The sequence below is a fragment of the Kribbella sp. CA-294648 genome, assembly GCF_050943845.1.
Taxonomy (GTDB): domain Bacteria; phylum Actinomycetota; class Actinomycetes; order Propionibacteriales; family Kribbellaceae; genus Kribbella.
Window position 1 is genome coordinate 5,252,427 of sequence record NZ_CP191981.1, and the last position, 16,021, is coordinate 5,268,447.

General features: G+C 67.9%; 10 protein-coding genes. 3 read left to right on the plus strand and 7 right to left on the minus strand.

The window, feature by feature from the left end; translation table 11 throughout:
• Window positions 1-30 precede the first annotated feature (30 nt).
• Window positions 31-2,295 (minus strand): chitobiase/beta-hexosaminidase C-terminal domain-containing protein, encoded by a 2,265-nt coding sequence (locus ACQPYM_RS24935; RefSeq protein WP_433023377.1) that lies wholly within the window; start codon window positions 2,293-2,295, stop codon window positions 31-33.
• A 664-nt stretch (window positions 2,296-2,959) separates the two neighbouring features.
• Here ACQPYM_RS24935 and ACQPYM_RS24940 point away from each other — a divergent pair.
• Window positions 2,960-5,179 carry an NADP-dependent isocitrate dehydrogenase gene (locus tag ACQPYM_RS24940; protein ID WP_433004395.1) on the plus strand — a complete coding sequence of 740 codons (2,220 nt, stop codon included), beginning with the start codon at window positions 2,960-2,962 and terminating at the stop codon, window positions 5,177-5,179.
• Window positions 5,180-5,248: 69 nt separating this feature from the next.
• Here ACQPYM_RS24940 and ACQPYM_RS24945 read toward each other — a convergent pair whose 3' ends face one another.
• Window positions 5,249-5,821 (minus strand): GNAT family N-acetyltransferase, encoded by a 573-nt coding sequence (locus ACQPYM_RS24945; protein ID WP_433004398.1) that lies wholly within the window; start codon window positions 5,819-5,821, stop codon window positions 5,249-5,251.
• Window positions 5,822-5,884: 63 nt separating this feature from the next.
• Here ACQPYM_RS24945 and ACQPYM_RS24950 point away from each other — a divergent pair, with 63 nt between their 5' ends.
• Entirely contained in the window at window positions 5,885-6,937 is a 1,053-nt protein-coding gene (locus ACQPYM_RS24950) for a hypothetical protein (protein ID WP_433004401.1), read from the plus strand.
• Here the strand turns inward: ACQPYM_RS24950 and ACQPYM_RS24955 are convergent, their stop codons facing one another.
• Both ACQPYM_RS24955 and ACQPYM_RS24960 read right to left on the minus strand, forming a co-directional pair.
• Window positions 6,938-9,007, minus strand: a complete 2,070-nt coding sequence (locus ACQPYM_RS24955; protein WP_433004404.1) for a HelD family protein — start codon at window positions 9,005-9,007, stop codon at window positions 6,938-6,940.
• Between the two features lie 167 nt (window positions 9,008-9,174).
• Window positions 9,175-9,597, minus strand: a complete 423-nt coding sequence (locus ACQPYM_RS24960; RefSeq protein WP_433004406.1) for a hypothetical protein — start codon at window positions 9,595-9,597, stop codon at window positions 9,175-9,177.
• A gap of 196 nt (window positions 9,598-9,793) precedes the next feature.
• On the opposite strand from ACQPYM_RS24960, the gene ACQPYM_RS24965 reads away from it, so the two are divergent.
• Window positions 9,794-11,158 (plus strand): ABC transporter ATP-binding protein, encoded by a 1,365-nt coding sequence (locus ACQPYM_RS24965; RefSeq protein ID WP_433004409.1) that lies wholly within the window; start codon window positions 9,794-9,796, stop codon window positions 11,156-11,158.
• Here the strand turns inward: ACQPYM_RS24965 and ACQPYM_RS24970 are convergent.
• The 3 genes from ACQPYM_RS24970 to ACQPYM_RS24980 are packed head-to-tail and all read right to left on the minus strand — an operon-like array spanning window position 11,115 to window position 15,981.
• Window positions 11,115-12,842: an ABC transporter ATP-binding protein gene (locus ACQPYM_RS24970; protein WP_433004412.1), complete on the minus strand. Its 1,728-nt coding sequence runs from the start codon at window positions 12,840-12,842 to the stop codon at window positions 11,115-11,117. The two genes, ACQPYM_RS24965 and ACQPYM_RS24970, sit on opposite strands and share 44 nt — an antisense overlap.
• Window positions 12,839-14,551, minus strand: a complete 1,713-nt coding sequence (locus tag ACQPYM_RS24975) for an ABC transporter ATP-binding protein (RefSeq protein WP_433004415.1) — start codon at window positions 14,549-14,551, stop codon at window positions 12,839-12,841. The genes ACQPYM_RS24970 and ACQPYM_RS24975 overlap by 4 nt, the downstream gene beginning before the upstream one ends.
• Complete coding sequence (locus ACQPYM_RS24980; protein ID WP_433004418.1) at window positions 14,548-15,981, minus strand: MFS transporter; 1,434 nt, start codon at window positions 15,979-15,981, stop codon at window positions 14,548-14,550. The genes ACQPYM_RS24975 and ACQPYM_RS24980 overlap by 4 nt, the downstream gene beginning before the upstream one ends.
• Window positions 15,982-16,021 lie beyond the last annotated feature (40 nt).

The following is a 16,021-nucleotide window of genomic DNA, read 5'->3' on the forward strand; positions in this document are numbered from 1 at the left end:
ACCGACCGCTCGACTATGCGGTGCTTCAGGTCATGGGTAGCTCACCACGTTCACCGGGACCGTCCCGGGCGGGGTGACGGCACCTGTGTCGTTGATGACGTGGGTGATCGTGCCCTGGTAGTTGAGTGAGACCGTGCAGAGGCTGTGGAACCGCACGTTTGGGTTGTTCGGCGCCTCGAATGCGTTGTAGGCGTTCACGGACGGGTTGACGTTGAAGAAGTTGTAGCTGCCCAGGCCCCACGCCTCGTGCGAGGTGACCTGATCAGCCACCTTGTACGCGGCGTACCCGTTGCGGCCGCTCGGGCGGTTCCAGCTCGCCTGGTTCGGTACGTCGTACGGCATCTCGTTCTGGAAGAAGATCGTCTTGCCGCGCTGACCGTTCCAGATCACCTGGGTCTTCTGGTAGTGCTCGACGAACAGACCGGTGGCCAGCACGTCGTTCCCGTTGACGATCACCCCGGTGTCGCCGGTGGCCTGCGTCCAGCCCCAGGTGCCGGCGTTGCCGTGGTCGGCGCGCCAGGCCCAGATGTGGTCGATGATCGTGTGGTGGCTGTTGACCACGAGACTCGTCGTGGCGTGACCGGCGATCGAGCCACCGATCCGGAAGAAGACGTCCTGCAACGTGATCGGGTTCGCCGCGTGGTTCGCGGTTGAACCCGACGGGCCCACGGTCAGCAGCGCCGCGGACTTCGTCGTACCGGCGTCGAACAGCAGGCCCTTGACGCGGACGCCGTCCACATCGGCGATCTGCATCGCGTTGACGCCGTTGTCCGGGATCAGCGTCGGGTAGCCGATGCCGAGGACGACGGTGTTGGGCTTGGTCACGCTGAGCGTCTGGTTGAGGTGGTAGATGCCGGGGGTGAAGAACAGGTGGCAGCCCGACGCGAGTGCGGTGTTGATGGTCGACGCGGTGTCGCCCGCCTTCACCACGTAGAACTGGCTCATCGGGATCGAGGTCCCCGGGGTCGAGCCATTTGCCCAGCTCGCGCCGGACGCGTTGGTGCGCAGCGACGGGGTGAAGACCCGGTACTTGCCGGCGCTGTCGAGGTACAGGTAGGGCACGTCCCGGGAGACCGGGGTGGTGGCGAGGGTGGTCTCGGGCGGATTCGGGAACGTGGTCGGCGGAGCGCCCGGCGTACCGGAGAAGACCATGTTCCAGACGCCACCGGCCCAGCTGCCGAGGTTGCTGTCCCGGGTGTACCACTGCTGCTGCGAGATGGAGGCGGTCTGGCCGGACACCTTCGAGTCGGCGATGTAGCCACCGCTGGCGAAGCCGTAGCTGGCCGGGTAGAGCTGCAGGTTGCCGCGAATGTCCATCCGGCGGAACGGCGCCGCCTGCGCGACCGCCCAGCGGTTGGAGCCGCCGATCGGGTTCACGGCCATGTTCTCGGCGGACCGCCAGAAGTTCTGCAGTGCCACGCCCTTGTCGGACTCGTTGAACGCGTCGACCGTGATGGCGCCGTTGATGACCACGTCACCGGGGTTCTGGCCGAGCCCGGCGACGGAGGTGTAGTAGCCGACGTCGTCGTGCACGCTGTAACTGCCCGGCTTGAACAGGTGCGCGATCCGCCCGGTCCCCATCTGGTGCGCGATGGTGTCCTTCTGCGCGTTGAAGTCGGCATCGAGCCGCGCCTGAATGGTCGCGGCCGGCATACTCGGGTCGAAGATCCGCGTGTTCGGCCCGAAGTTCGGCACATCGGGCTGCGTCGGGCAACTGGTCGGCGTACCACCGATCGTGTACGCCGCACTCGCCAGCACGGAATCCGCCAGCCCAGCCTTGAACTCGACCGCCTTGACCGTCCGGCTCGAAGCCACGCTGATCGGGCCGCTGTAGAGGTTCGAGGCGCTGGTCGGCGTAGACCCGTCAACGGTGTACCGAATCGTCGCCCCAGCGGTAGCGGTCGAGATCGTCACGGTCTGCGCGGTCGGGTAACTGCCGCCTTGAGGTGAGAAGGCCGGTGTTGCAACAGCCGGCGCGGTGGTGTCGCCATGCGTGTAACTGAAATGCGGAGTGTCGTACTGCGGCCCACCCTTCTCGTACGTGAACCAGTAGTCGACAACGCTGCCTTGAACCAGCCCACCGACCGTCTTACGCCAGGTGCCGGCGCTCAGCTCCATCCTGAAGTTCTGCTGCCCTTGCCCAGCAACGATGTAATGCACATCCACGTAAACCGCCGCAGTAACCGGCGTAAACGAAATCTGAGCCTGCGTCGCATTCACCGACACAACCCCCTGGCTGTAGTCATCAGCCGCCTTGGCCACGCCACCCACCAGGAGCGTCGAGACCAGAGCCATCACCACCGCAGCACCAACCACACGCCAACGCCGTCTTTGCAAACTAGCGAACACAGGAACCTCCGGGGCGGTAGAGGAATGAGTGAGAGCGCTCTCACGTCCCGTGAACATAGACCGAATCCCCCACCCACGGAAGAGCTCACCCCCATCTCTCCGCAAGCTGACCCGAAGCGTCACAAGCCGCAGCCGGCACGACCCGGCCTCCTGCCGCCCACCGCTTCCACCCGCAAGCCGTGTTTGTCCCGAACGACAGGTAGTGCACCGCGGGACGCCGTACACGATGCCGCCCCACACGCTCAGGTGCACTGATCTACGGCAACTACCTCCTGTCACTCGGCACAACCGCCGCCTCGATCGCGCTCCATTTCGCACCCTGCACCCTGCACCCTGCTGTCGGGTGGTCTCCGGGCAATCGGTCGTCGGATTCGCCGGTCGCTCCCCAGGCGCCAGCCGAATTCGTCCACCCCTCCCGCGAAGCGAAGCCGCAGCAACTGAAGGTGCCAGCCAACCCGCAGTACGTACCTACGCGGCGAGGTTACGCTCAGCGTCACGAGTCGTGAGCATTGCCACTCTGCGCGGGGTGGGGGCGGGTGGCCTACTAAGGTGGGGTTGCCTCCATGGGGTGGCCCGGGAGAGACAACGACGGAGCAGAGGACAGACGCGAGTGACTGAGTCGACCATCATCTACACCCACACGGACGAGGCCCCGGCGCTGGCGACGTACTCGTTGCTGCCGGTGATCCAGGCGTACGCCGCGCAGGCCGGGGTGGGCGTCGAGACCCGGGACATCTCGCTGGCCGGGCGGATCATCGCCGTCTTCGGCGACCACCTGACCGAGGACCAGCGGATCTCCGACGATCTCGCCGAGCTCGGTGAGCTGGCCAAGACGCCGGCGGCGAACATCATCAAGCTGCCGAACGTGTCCGCCTCGATCCCGCAGCTCAAGGCCGCGATCGCGGAGCTGCAGAGCCAGGGTTACGCGCTGCCGGAGTACCCGGACGAGCCGAAGACCGACGAGGAGCGCGACATCCGCGCCCGCTACGACAGCACCAAGGGTTCGGCGGTGAACCCGGTACTGCGCGAGGGCAACTCCGACCGCCGCGCGCCCGCCTCGGTGAAGAACTACGCCAGGACGCACCCGCACCGGATGGGCGCCTGGTCCGCCGACTCGAAGACCAACGTCGCGACGATGGGCCACGACGACTTCCGCTCGACCGAGAAGTCGGTCGTGCTGGACGCCGACAACACGCTGCGGATCGAGTTCACCTCAGCCGACGGCGAGACGACCGTACTGCGGGAGTCGATTCCCGTGCTGGCCGGTGAGGTGGTCGACTCCTCCGTCATGCACGTCGCCGCGCTGCGCGAGTTCCTGACCGCCCAGCTGGCCCGGGCGAAGGCCGAGGACGTGCTGTTCTCGGTGCACCTGAAGGCCACCATGATGAAGGTGTCCGACCCGATCGTGTTCGGGCACGTGGTGCGCGCGTTCTTCCCGAAGACCTTCGCCCAGTACGGCGAGACGCTGGCCGAGGCCGGTCTCAGCCCGAACGACGGTCTCGGCGGGATCTTCGCCGGGCTGGCCGCGTTGCCGGACGGTGACGCGATCAAGGCCTCCTTCGACACCGAGCTGGCCGACGGTCCGGCGCTGGCGATGGTGGACTCCGACAAGGGCATCAGCAACCTGCACGTGCCGTCCGACGTGATCGTGGACGCTTCGATGCCGGCGATGATCCGTACCTCGGGCCACATGTGGGGCCCGGACGGCGCCGAGAAGGACACGCTGGCGGTGCTGCCGGACAGCAGCTACGCCGGGATCTACCAGGTCGTCCTCGACGACTGCCGCGCGAACGGCGCCTTCGACCCGGCCACGATGGGCTCGGTCCCGAACGTCGGCTTGATGGCGCAGAAGGCCGAGGAGTACGGCAGCCACGACAAGACGTTCGAGCTGCCCGCGGCCGGCACGGTCCGGCTGGTCGATGCCGACGGCAACGTCGTACTGGAGCAGGAAGTTGCCGCCGGCGACATCTTCCGGGCCTGCCAGACCAAGGACGCGCCGATCCGCGACTGGGTCAAGCTGGCCGTCACCCGGGCCCGGGCCACCGGTGACCCGGCGGTGTTCTGGCTGGACGAGACGCGGGCGCACGACGCGAAGCTGATCGCGAAGGTCACGCAGTACCTGACCGAGCACGACACCGAGGGCCTGGACCTGAAGATCCTGGCGCCGGTGGAGGCGATCAAGTACTCGCTGGACCGGATCCGCCGCGGTGAGAACACCATCTCGGTCACCGGCAACGTGCTGCGTGACTACCTGACCGACCTGTTCCCGATCCTCGAGCTGGGCACCAGCGCGAAGATGCTGTCGGTCGTCCCGCTGATGGCCGGTGGCGGTCTGTTCGAGACCGGCGCGGGCGGTTCGGCGCCGAAGCACGTCCAGCAGCTGGTGAAGGAGAACTACCTGCGCTGGGACAGCCTCGGCGAGTTCTTCGCCCTGGCCGCGAGCTTCGAGCACCTGGCGCAGACCACCGGCAACGCGCGCGCTCAGGTGCTCGCGGACACCCTGGACCGTGCGACCGCGACGTTCCTCAACGAGGACAAGTCGCCGACCCGTCGCGTCGGCGGCATCGACAACCGCGGCAGCCACTTCTACCTGTCCCTGTACTGGGCGCAGGAGCTGGCCAAGCAGACCGACGACGCCGAGCTGGCCAAGGCCTTCACCGAACTGGCCGAGACGCTGGCCACGAACGAGCAGACCATCGTCTCCGAGCTGCTGGCCGTCCAGGGCAGCCCGGTCGATCTCGGCGGCTACTACCACCCGGACTCCGCCAAGGCCGCGGCCGTCATGCGTCCCTCCAAGACCTGGAACGACGCCCTGGCGACCCTGAGCTGACGCAGCACCTTCCCTGAACGGCGCCCGGGAGACCGGGCGCCGTTTGTGGTTTCAGCAGCAGGTCGTGGTTCAGCGCAGGTCGAGGCGCATCAGGACCCGGGGATGGCCGGCCAGCACCGAACTGGTGTCGGCGACCTTGACGAACCCCGCGCGCTCGAAGTTCTTCCTGATCCCCGCGTACGCCATCGTCAGATCCACCTTGGCGTCGCCGTTGTCGAGCGGATAGGCCTCCACCACCGGCGCCCCGTGGGAGCGGGCAAACTCCACCGCACCTTCGATCAACACATGCGACAGACCGGACTTCCGGTGCCCGGGCCGGACCCGAACGCACCACAGCGACCACACCGGCAACTCGTCGACGTGCGGGATCTTCCGGTTCCGCGCGAACGTAGTCTCCGCCCGCGGCGCCACCGCCGCCCACCCCACCGGCTCATCACCGTCATAGGCGAGCACCCCCGGCGCGGGCTCCTGACCACACAGCCCAGCGACGTACTCCGCGCGCTCCGGCCCGCGCAGCGCGTTGTTCAGCTTCGACGGAATCCGGTAGCTCAGACACCAGCAGACGTTGGCGTCAGGCGACTTCGGCCCCAACACAGCCCGCACATCCTCGAAAACCGCCGCCGGCCGAACCTCAATACTCACCACCCCACGATGCCACACCGAGGTGTTAGGCCGAAGAGCCCTCGGTCGACGACGATGGACCCCATGGACAGCTTGGTAATTCAGACGGTTGTCGGGCTGGTGCTGGTGTTCGCGGCGCTTTCTGCTGTGGTGTCGGTGTGCACGGAGACCGCCGCGCGGTTCATGGGGTTGCGGGGTGAGTACCTGCTGCGCGGGATCCGGTCGCTGGTCGATGGTGGTGGCGAGTTCCGGCTGGGGCTGCGTGACCTGGTACGCCGTACGTCGCTGGGCCCTTCGCCCCAACCTGGCGAGACGGCCGATCCGATCGTCAGCCAGTTGATGGCGCAGCCGATCGTCGCTCGGATGGCTGACAAGGGAACACTGCCTGCGCATGCGGGTAACGCCAAGCTGAGCGGACCGGCCCGGAGGCAGCTGCCCTCCTACCTGCCTAGCCGGTCCTTCGCCCGCGCACTGCTCGACCTTCTCGTGCCCACGAGCTCCGGCGACACCACCTTCGATCAGGTCAAGGCGGCGATCGTCGGCTGGCCGGACAGCAACCCGTTGAAGAAGCCGCTCCTCGGTCTGCTGGCTGAAGCCGAGGGTGACCTCGCGAAGTTCCGGCAGGGTGTGGAGGAGTGGTACGACGACCAGATGGACCGCGTGTCCGGCTGGTACAAGCGCCATGTCCGCTGGATCTCGCTCGGGGTCGCCGCCGTCCTGGTGGTCCTTTTCAACGTCAACGCGATCGGCATCACCCGCTCGCTCTACACCGACGAGGCCCTCCGGGAAACGGTCGTCAGCCAGGCCGCGAGCTCGGCCAACTGCTCCGACAAGGACGCGGGCGACTGCCTGTCCGATCTGCGGGAGGAGATCCAGAAGGTTCGCGCGTCCGGCCTTCCCATCGGCTGGGGCGCAGTCTCGGCCTGCTCACTGCCCGATGCGAACTGCAGTTGGCTCGAGCAGCGCGGCCTCGCCGACCCGGACGACGGAGCGGGCCAGGACATCCAGACCCTCCTGCTCGTCCTGGCCGGCTGGGCGATGATGGTGCTGGCCACGGTCCCCGGGGCGCGCTTCTGGTTCGACGCCTTGTCCCGACTCGGGAGTCTCCGATCGAGCGGACCGAAACCGCGCAAGTAGCTAACTCAAGAGCGCCGGCAGCGGCTCAGCGTGGATGACCTGCAGTGAGCTGACGGCCCGGGTCAGTACGACGTACAGGCGTTGCAGGCCTTGGGGTTCGGCGGTGGCGATCTGCGTCGGCTCGGCCACGATGACCGAGTCGAACTCGAGTCCCTTGGCCAGGGTGGCCGGGACGCAGACCAGCCGGGTCGTGTCCATCTCGTCCTCGGTCGTCCCGAGCAGAGCCGGTTGCAGACCGGCGGCGGTGAGGGCGTCGTACAGCTGGGTGATTTGGTTGTCGGCGGCAATGAGTGCGACCGAGCCCTGACCGGTGAGGGCGCTCTGGCAGGCGCTGACCAACGCGTCCGTGAAGCTCGCCTCAGAAGTCTCGACGATGCTCAGCGCGTCCGCGACGGTCCGGACGCCTCGCGGTACGCCGAGCGTGGGCGCGATCCGGGGCAGCAGTCTCGCCGCGAAGTTGATGATCTGGTCGGGGACCCGGAAGCCCCGGTCGAGCTCGACCACCAGCGCGTCGGTCTTGTCGAGGTGACCCAGCACCCGCTCCCAGGGACCGGCCGCCCACGGGCTGGTCGCCTGGGCGAGGTCGCCGAGCACCGTCACCGAGCCGGTCCGGCAGCGACGACCCAGCGCGCGCAACTGCATGGCCGAGAGATCCTGCGCCTCGTCCAGGACGAGATGGCCGAGCGAACCGGAGCTGCGTTCGATCAGATCGGTGAGTTCGTCGAGCAGCAGGATGTCCGCGGCCGACCACTTCGCCGACTTCCAGGAACGGGCCGGTTTACGCCACAGCAGCGCGGCGCGTTCCTCCTCGCTAAAGTCACCCGCAGCCTGGGCCAGGAACTCCGCATCGGACAGCAACCGGTGCAGCACCTGCTCAGGCGTCACCCGTGGCCACACCGCATCGAGCAGCGCCTTCACCGGCTTCGACCGAGCGACCGCGTTCTGCACCCGATCGTCCGGCGACTCCCCACGCTGCTCCATCAGCACCAGTACTGCGTGGGCGATCCGCTGCGCGAGCGCGTCGCGGCCGGGGGCGTACCGGGTCGACTCACGCAGAGCCGCGACGATGTCCGCGACCTGGTAGTCGTGCACCCGGAATCGCTGGGAGCCCTTGCTGTAAAGGATTCCCTCAGTCGGCGCGACGACGTGCGACCACAGCGCGCGTCGCAGTACAGCTGCCATCCGGGCGTCACTCTTGAGCCGCGCGGCCGTCGGCTCATCCACTGCCGTCGCGGGCTGGCTGATCAGTTCCTCGATGGTGATCTGCCGTACGTCGACCTCGCCGAGCGCCGGCAGGACCTTGCGGATGTAGGACAGGAAGGAACGGTTCGGTCCGACGATCACGACGCCGCCGCGACTCAGCCGCTCCCGTTCGGTGTACAGCAGGTACGCCACGCGGTGCAGCCCGACGGCCGTCTTACCGGTACCGGGCGCGCCCTGCACGCAGACGCTCGGATGCAGCGGCGCGCGGACCAGGTCGTCCTGCTCCGGCTGGATGGTGGCCACGATGTCGCGCATCGGTCCGGTGCGCGGCCGCTCGATCTCGGCGCGCAGGAACGCGTCGGCCTGGTCGGTCTCCCCCGCGCCGATCAGCGGCTCGTCCTCGAAACCCGTCAGCTCGGCGACATCGGAGAATCCGTAGCGGCGGCGCAGCAGCACGCGCTGCCGATCGCTGCGGGTGGCCCGGTAGAACGGCACGGACACCGGCGCCCGCCAGTCGATGACGAGTGGTGAGCCGCTGCCGTCGTGCACGTGCCGGCGGCCGATGTAGATCCGGTCGATCTCCTCGATGGTGCCGGCCTCGTAGTCGAGCCGCCCGAAGAACAGCGGCACGTCGGGCAGGTCCCGCAGCGCCAGGGTCCGCTGCCGCTTGGCGCGTTCGTTCGCCTCGTTGGTGAAGCGCTCGTCGTTGTCCTCGCCGCCGATCAGCGGGACGTCGCGCTCCTCCACCTCCAGATGCATCCGGGCCAGCGCGGCGCGGGCCTCGGTGAGAAAGGCCTGCTCGGCCTCGAGCTCACCGGAATCGGAACCGGAACCAGAACCGGCAGGGAGCAGTACGGATTCGACCATCTGAGCCTCGACTCGTGGAGAGTGAACGAACGGTGGACCGGCGGCGATCTCAAAGATCCCGCCCCGGAGCCCGGTTCGATTCGATCCTTCACGCAGTGCTGCGAAGCCACCCGAAAAGACAGACCGGGGACGCTAGCAGCGCCCGCGGCCGGCCCGCAACCGGATTTTCACCCGTCGGCTTCCTCCAGCCGCATCCGCAGCAGTTGCTCCAGCGGCAGCGATTCCCCGTCCCGCGCCCCCAGCCCGACCACCAACGGCGGATCGGACGGCAGCACCTGTACTCCGAACAGCCGCGCCTTCAGACTCGCCGGCGTGCCCAGCACATAGAAGTTGCCCTCGGCATCAACCCCGAGGGATCGATTACGGCGCAAATACCAGCCGGTAATTGAAGTGCGATACGTCGTCCCGGAGCCCACCACCGGAGCCCGCAACTGTTGCGGTGCGATCCCCCGGGCGCGCATTTCCTGGATGAACGCGTCCAGTAATACCCGCGCCTTGGCGGTCTCTTCCGCCTTGCGCCGCTCCAGCGCGGCGCCCTGCGCTGCCGCCGCTTCCCGCCGCTGCTCCCGCCAACTCGCTGCGCTGTCCACTCGCCAACTCTAGAACGACTCTGCAATTCCAGAAGGGCTGGCGGTCATTGCTCCGTCCAACAATCACGCACTGCGGTCGCACTGGTCCGCTCCGCAACGTCCGGACAAATACCGGTAATTCTGGAAATGGACCATGCCTGGACAAGGTGGGCGATGACCTGTGTACTCAGGGTCTTGCGGCCTTTAGGAGGTGGTGATGGCGGGGATTCGGCTGGATGCTGTCTCGAAGGTGTACGACGGGAAATACCTTGCCGTCGACGGCGTATCACTGGACGTCGCCGACGGCGAGTTCATGGTGCTGCTGGGACCTTCCGGCTGCGGGAAGACCACGCTGCTGCGGATGATCGCCGGCCTGGAGGAGGTCACCGGGGGCGAGCTGTGGTTCGGCCGCACGCTGGCCACCGGCCTGGCACCCAAGGATCGCGGGGTCGCGCTGGTCTTCCAGAACGGCGCGCTCTACCCGAACCGGACCGCGCGGGAGAACATCATGTTCCCGTTGCGGATGGCGGGCGAGGACCCGGCCGCGGCGAGTGAGAAGGCCGCCGGGCTGGCCCGGATCCTCAGGATCGACGCGGCCCTGGACCGGTTGCCGAGAACTCTTTCGGGCGGACAGCGTCAGCGCGTCGCGATCGGCCGCGCGATCGTCCGCCGGCCGAAGATCTTCCTGATGGACGAGCCACTGTCGAACCTCGACGCGACGATGCGGACCGAGCTGCGCCAGGAGATCGGCGCGATGGCCCGCGATCTCAAGGTGACCACGGTCTACGTGACCCACGACCAGGTCGAGGCGCTCACCCTCGCCGACCGGATCACCGTGATGCGCGACGGCCGGATCGAGGACGTCGGGACGCCGGACCAGGTCTTCAACGACCCGGCCACCGCCTTCGCCGCCGGCTTCCTCGGGACGCCGCGGATCAACCTGATGTCGGCGACCGTCCGGGTGACCGCCCACCACCGGGTCAGTCTGGACTTCGGCGCGCAGGCCATCCAGTTGCCGCCGATCGACCGCCGGTCGCTGATCCTCAGCAGCCACGACGGGGCGAAGGTGATCGTCGGCGCGCGGTCCGACGCGTTCGCCCTGGCCGCCGACAGCGGCGGCCCGGGCCAGTTGTCCGGCCGGCTGCGGGCGATCGAGTTCCACGGTCACCAGTGGGTCGCCTTCGTCGAGTGCGGTATCGAGATGGTCAACCCCGACCTGGTCGGCCTGCAGACGGTGTCGCAGACGGCGCGCCGCCGCATCTCTCTCGACGGCACCACCCGCACCCGCCACGCGGCACCGCACGCGTCCGGCCTGACCACTCGTCTTTCGTCGATCAGCACGAAGGCCAAGGCCCGCCTCGGCTTGGCCGGCTTGCCACCCGACGCCGAGGCGCCTTCGACCCCGACGCACCGCCGAGCCGACCTGGTGCTCGAGATCGGCGCCGGCACCGGCCTCGAGCCAGGCGGCAAGGTTCACCTCGCGGTCGACCCGTCCCGGCTGCACATCTTCGACGAGTCCGGCCACCGGGTAGACCGTGTCACCCGCTCACAGCCGGCCGAGCGGAGCGGGACCCGACGGTAGACAGCTGCCAGTACGTCGCATAGCGGCCGCCCTGGGCGACGAGCGTGTCATGCGTGCCCTGCTCCACGATCCGGCCCCGGTCGAGAAAGACGACCTGATCGGCGCGGTGAACGGTGCGCAGCCGGTGCGCGACCATCACGACCGTGCGGCCTGCCATCAGCCGTTCGATCCCTTCGTGGACAGCCGCCTCGTTCACCGGGTCCAGCGCCGACGTCACCTCGTCGAGCAGCACGATCGGCGCATCCTTCAACAATGCGCGGGCGATCGAGACGCGCTGACGCTCGCCGCCGGACAGCCTCGTGCCGCCCTCCCCTACCGGCGTTGCCCACCCCTCGGGAAGCCGGGCGATCACCTCATCCAGCTGAGCAGCCGCAGCCGCTTCCCGTACTTCGGCATCGGTGGCATCGACACGACCAAGGCGCACGTTCTCTTCAAGCGTCCCGTCAAAGAGATAGACATCCTGGAAGACAATGGCGAACCGCGCCATCAACGCCTCGGTGCTGATCGACCGCACATCCACCCCACCGACCCGTACTGCGCCGGCGTCCACGTCGTAGAACCGCGCGAGCAGCTGCAGCAACGTGCTCTTACCCGCACCTGACGGCCCGACCACCGCCAGCCGCTGGCCGGCCGGTACGGACAACGTCAGGCCGTCGATCACAACGCGGTCGCCATGCCGGAACCTGACCGAGTCGAACTCCACCCCGTGTCCGCTCGGCTCGACCGGCGAGTCCGGCTCCGGCAGCGGCTCGGTGCGCAGTACGGCGTCGAGTCTGCCGAGGACGGCGTGGGCGCTCCGGAGCTGGCCGCCGAGTTCTGCCAGCGACAGCAGCGGATCCGCGCACCGCGCCGCCAGCACCAGGATGGTCAGCACCTCCGCCGTGCCGATGTCGCCGCCGATCGCGAGATAGGCGCCTAGGGCAAGTACTACGGTGAAGATCGCCTGCACCGAAAGGGTGAGCCCCAGCATGCCCGGCAACACCGACAGGGTCGACCGACGCGAGGCGCGCTGCAGCTCTTGGAGCGAGTCATCGAGCGATGTGAGGTCCGCGCGGCCGCCGGCGCGCAGTACCGGCTGGGCTTGGAGGTACTCGATGACGCGGCTCGTAGCCTCCTGCTCCCGGTCGGAGCGGTGGGCGTCGGCGCTCACCGTCGACCGGCCCGCCCACAGCTGGACCAGGACGACGATCGGTACTGCGACCAGGGCGGCCAGACCCAGTTGCCAGTTGAACGCGAGCATGACGAGCACGATCGTCAAGGGAGTCACCGCGGCGGAGATGAAGGGCGCCAGCAGATGGGCGATCACCCCCATCGCCTGCAGAACGCCTTGGCCCGCCAGCCCGGACACTTGCCCAATGCGGCCACTGTTGTACCAACCGATGGGCAAGCGAGCCAGGTGATCGCCCAGCCGGTGATACATCCCGCGCAGCAAGGTGGTCCCGACACGAAAGCCCGACACATCGCTGCGATAACGCAGGCCGGCATAAAGAACCACCGCGGCAGCGAAAGCAACAAGCCAAGGCCAGACATCTGCTGGCCTAGGTCCCAACAGCTCCCTGAGCACAGGGACCAACAACGCGTAGGAGAGGCCTTCGGCGACAGCGGTCACCGTCATCAAGGCCAGGGTGCGACGAACAGGCTGGGCATACTCCCGGCCCAGTACGCCGAGCAGCAGTCGGATCATCTCGAGTCTCCTTGCGGTACGCCGTGCCAGAACGCGGCGAACCGTCCGTTCTGGGACAGTAGGTCAGCCGGTTTGCCCTGCTCGACGATCGATCCGTTCTCCAGCATCACGACGGCGTCGGCGTCGATGACCGTTTCGAGCCGGTGCGCGATGAGCAGGATGGTCCGATCGCCGGCCAGCCTCGCCAGGGTCCGGCGTACAGCGTGGTCGGTCTGGGGATCGGCGAAGGCGGTCGCCTCGTCGAGGACGAGAACCGGTGTGGCCGTCAGCAGAGCGCGGGCGATCGCGATCCGCTGCGCTTCGCCGCCGGACAACGAGGCCTCCTCGCCGAGGATGGTGTCGTAGCCGCGCGGCAGTTCGAGGATCCGGTCGTGGACGTTCGCGAGCCGCGCCGCGTCGACCACGTCGGCGAGTGACGCCTGCGGCACCGCCAGCGCGATGTTGTCCGCGACCGACGCACGCAGGAGCCGCACGTCCTGGAAGACGAACGAGACCGCCCGGTACAACTCCCGGCTGCCGATGTCGCGCAGATCGACTCCACCCAGCCGGACCGAACCTTGGGTCGGGTCGAAGAACCGCGGCAACAACTGAACCAGCGTGGACTTCCCGCTACCCGAAGGCCCCACGATCGCGGTGACCGTTCCGGGTTCGAGGGTCAGGTCGATGCCACGCAGTACTTCGTGATCGTCGTCGTAGCCGAAGTGGACGTCCCGCAACTCCACCTTGTACCCCTGTGGCGCAACGGGTTGCGCAGGCTCCGGTAGCGGCGGCAGCTCGACCACTTCGCCGATCCGGCCGATCGCACGCCGGGCCGCCAGCAGGTCGTCGAACCCATGACCAAGCGCCGCCACCGGAGCGGTCAAACCCAACCCCAGCAGGAGAAACGGCAGCAGATCGGCGGGCGGCAGCGAACCGTCGGTGATCAGCACCGCGCCACCCACAAGCACCACCAGCAAGACGAACGGCGGTGACAACACCAGTTGCATGCCGGCCGCGATTCCCGCCAGGCCGCGCACCCACCGGTAGAAGCTCGCGACGAACTCGTCCGCGGCCTGCAGGAAACGGTGATGCGCCCGCCCGGACGCGCCGAACGCCTTGACCACCGCGATCCCCTGCACGAACTCGACGACCGAGTTGGAGATCCGCCCCATCGCCGCGTCGAACTCCCGCTGCTCCCGCTGCCGCGCCTCGGTCATCATCAGCGGTACGAACGCCAGAGCCAGCACGACGGGCACCAAGGCGATCAGCGTCAATCGCCAGTCGATCGTGAACAGGTAGATCAAAGACACCACCGGTACGACGAAAGCCGAGACGAGCTCGCCGGGTGTGTGCGCGATGACCGGGTGAACTGCACTCACGTCCTCCCCGACCACCTTCGCCAGCTCACCAGTCCGGCGGCGCGAGAACCAGCCGAGCGGCACCCGTCCCAGCCGATGGGCCAACTCCCGCCGCAACGACAGCTGCATCTGATCGTCGAGCAGGTGGCCGACGGCGGAAGACGCCGCCATGAAGACCAGCCGCACCAGCAACCCCACCGCACCCACGACCACGGCGTACCAGACCTGGTCCCGATCGATCGGTCCTGGCGCCAGCAAGGTGCGCCCCAACTCGGCAACCGCCAGCAGCGGAGCCAGACCGGCGAGCGCTCCGATCAACTGCAGGACCGCAACAGCCGTGAAGGCCGGTAGATAAGGGCGAAGCAACCTCATCGCTTCTCCCCCACCAAGCTCGGCGCAGCCAGTACGACGCGCGGCAGGACAGTGAGCGCGACGACAACAGCACCCGCCAGCAGGACAGCACCCAACGTCAAGCCCAGCGCGTAGCCATCGTTGAGCGTTCCCGCCGCCCCCGTACGCCGATGCGCAGCGGTCCCGAGAGCCGCCAACCCGAGCGAGGCGCCGATCTGGCGAGAACTTGCCAGCAGACCGGAAGCCGTCCCCGTCTCATGCTCCGCGACTCCCCGAGTGGCGATGGACACGACCGGCCCGAGACACAGCCCGAAACCCACACTGGTGACGATCGACGGGCCTAGAACATCGACGAGAAAGGACCCGTGCGCACTGATGAACCCGAACCAGGCGAACCCGGTCGCGGTCAACAGCCCGCCGACGGCCAGCAAGGTCCTGGGCGCGGCCCGATAGCCGAACTTGACGGCGAGCACCGCACCGAGCACCACCCCGAGAGCAAACGGCAGGAACTGGAGTCCAGTCGTGGCAGGGCCGGTGCCGAGCACTCGCTGGATATAGAGGGAGACGAAGTAGAAGCACGAGGCCATCGCGGCACCGAGCAGCAGGTTGAACGCGTTGGCGCCGACGACGAAGCGATTGGCGAACAGGCCGAGCCGGATCAGCGGATCGCGGGTCGTGGTCTTCTCGACGTACACGAAGGCGGCCAGCAGGACCACGGCGATCAGCAAGGTGGTGAGAGTCGTCGAGGAGGTCCAGGCATGCCGGTCGGTGCGGACGACGCCGAACACGAGCAGGACCATGCCCGCGGTGGCCAGCACCGCACCCAGGACATCCGGCCGCCCGCGACACTCGGCAGGCGGGTCGGCGGCCACGCTGCGAGCGGCCAGGATCAGAGCGCCCGCGGCCATCGGCACGTTGACGAACATCAGCCAGCGCCAGCTTGCGTACTCGGTGAGCAGGCCGCCGATCAGCACGCCGAGCGCGCCACCGGCGGCGTTGACCGCGCTCCAGACGCCGAACGCCCGGACTCGGGCCTTGCCACCCGGGAAAGTGGAGGTCAGGAGAGACAACGCGGCGGGAGCCAGAGCGGCCGCGCCGATGCCCTGGACGGCGCGGGCAGCGACCAGGTGACCGGCCAGCGACGCGAAACCGCCGGCCAACGACGCGAGGCCGAACACGGCCAGCCCGAGGAGAAGGATCCGCCTGCGGCCGTACCGGTCGGCGAGCTTGCCACCGAGTAAGAGGAAGCCACCGAAGGTCAGGGCGTAGGCGTGAATGACCCAGGTCAGGCCGACTTCGCTGAAACCGAGGGCGGCGCCGATCCGCGGAAGACCGAGGTTCACCACCGACAGATCCAGCGACACCATGAACTGCACGACAGCCACCGCGGCCAGCACCAGGCCGGGTCGGGTGGCTCGGTGAGAAGCGTTTTCGAACGCGTTCCGGAACATGTTCCGAAAGTAGCATGCGCCGATCCGGCCGTCGAGTGCA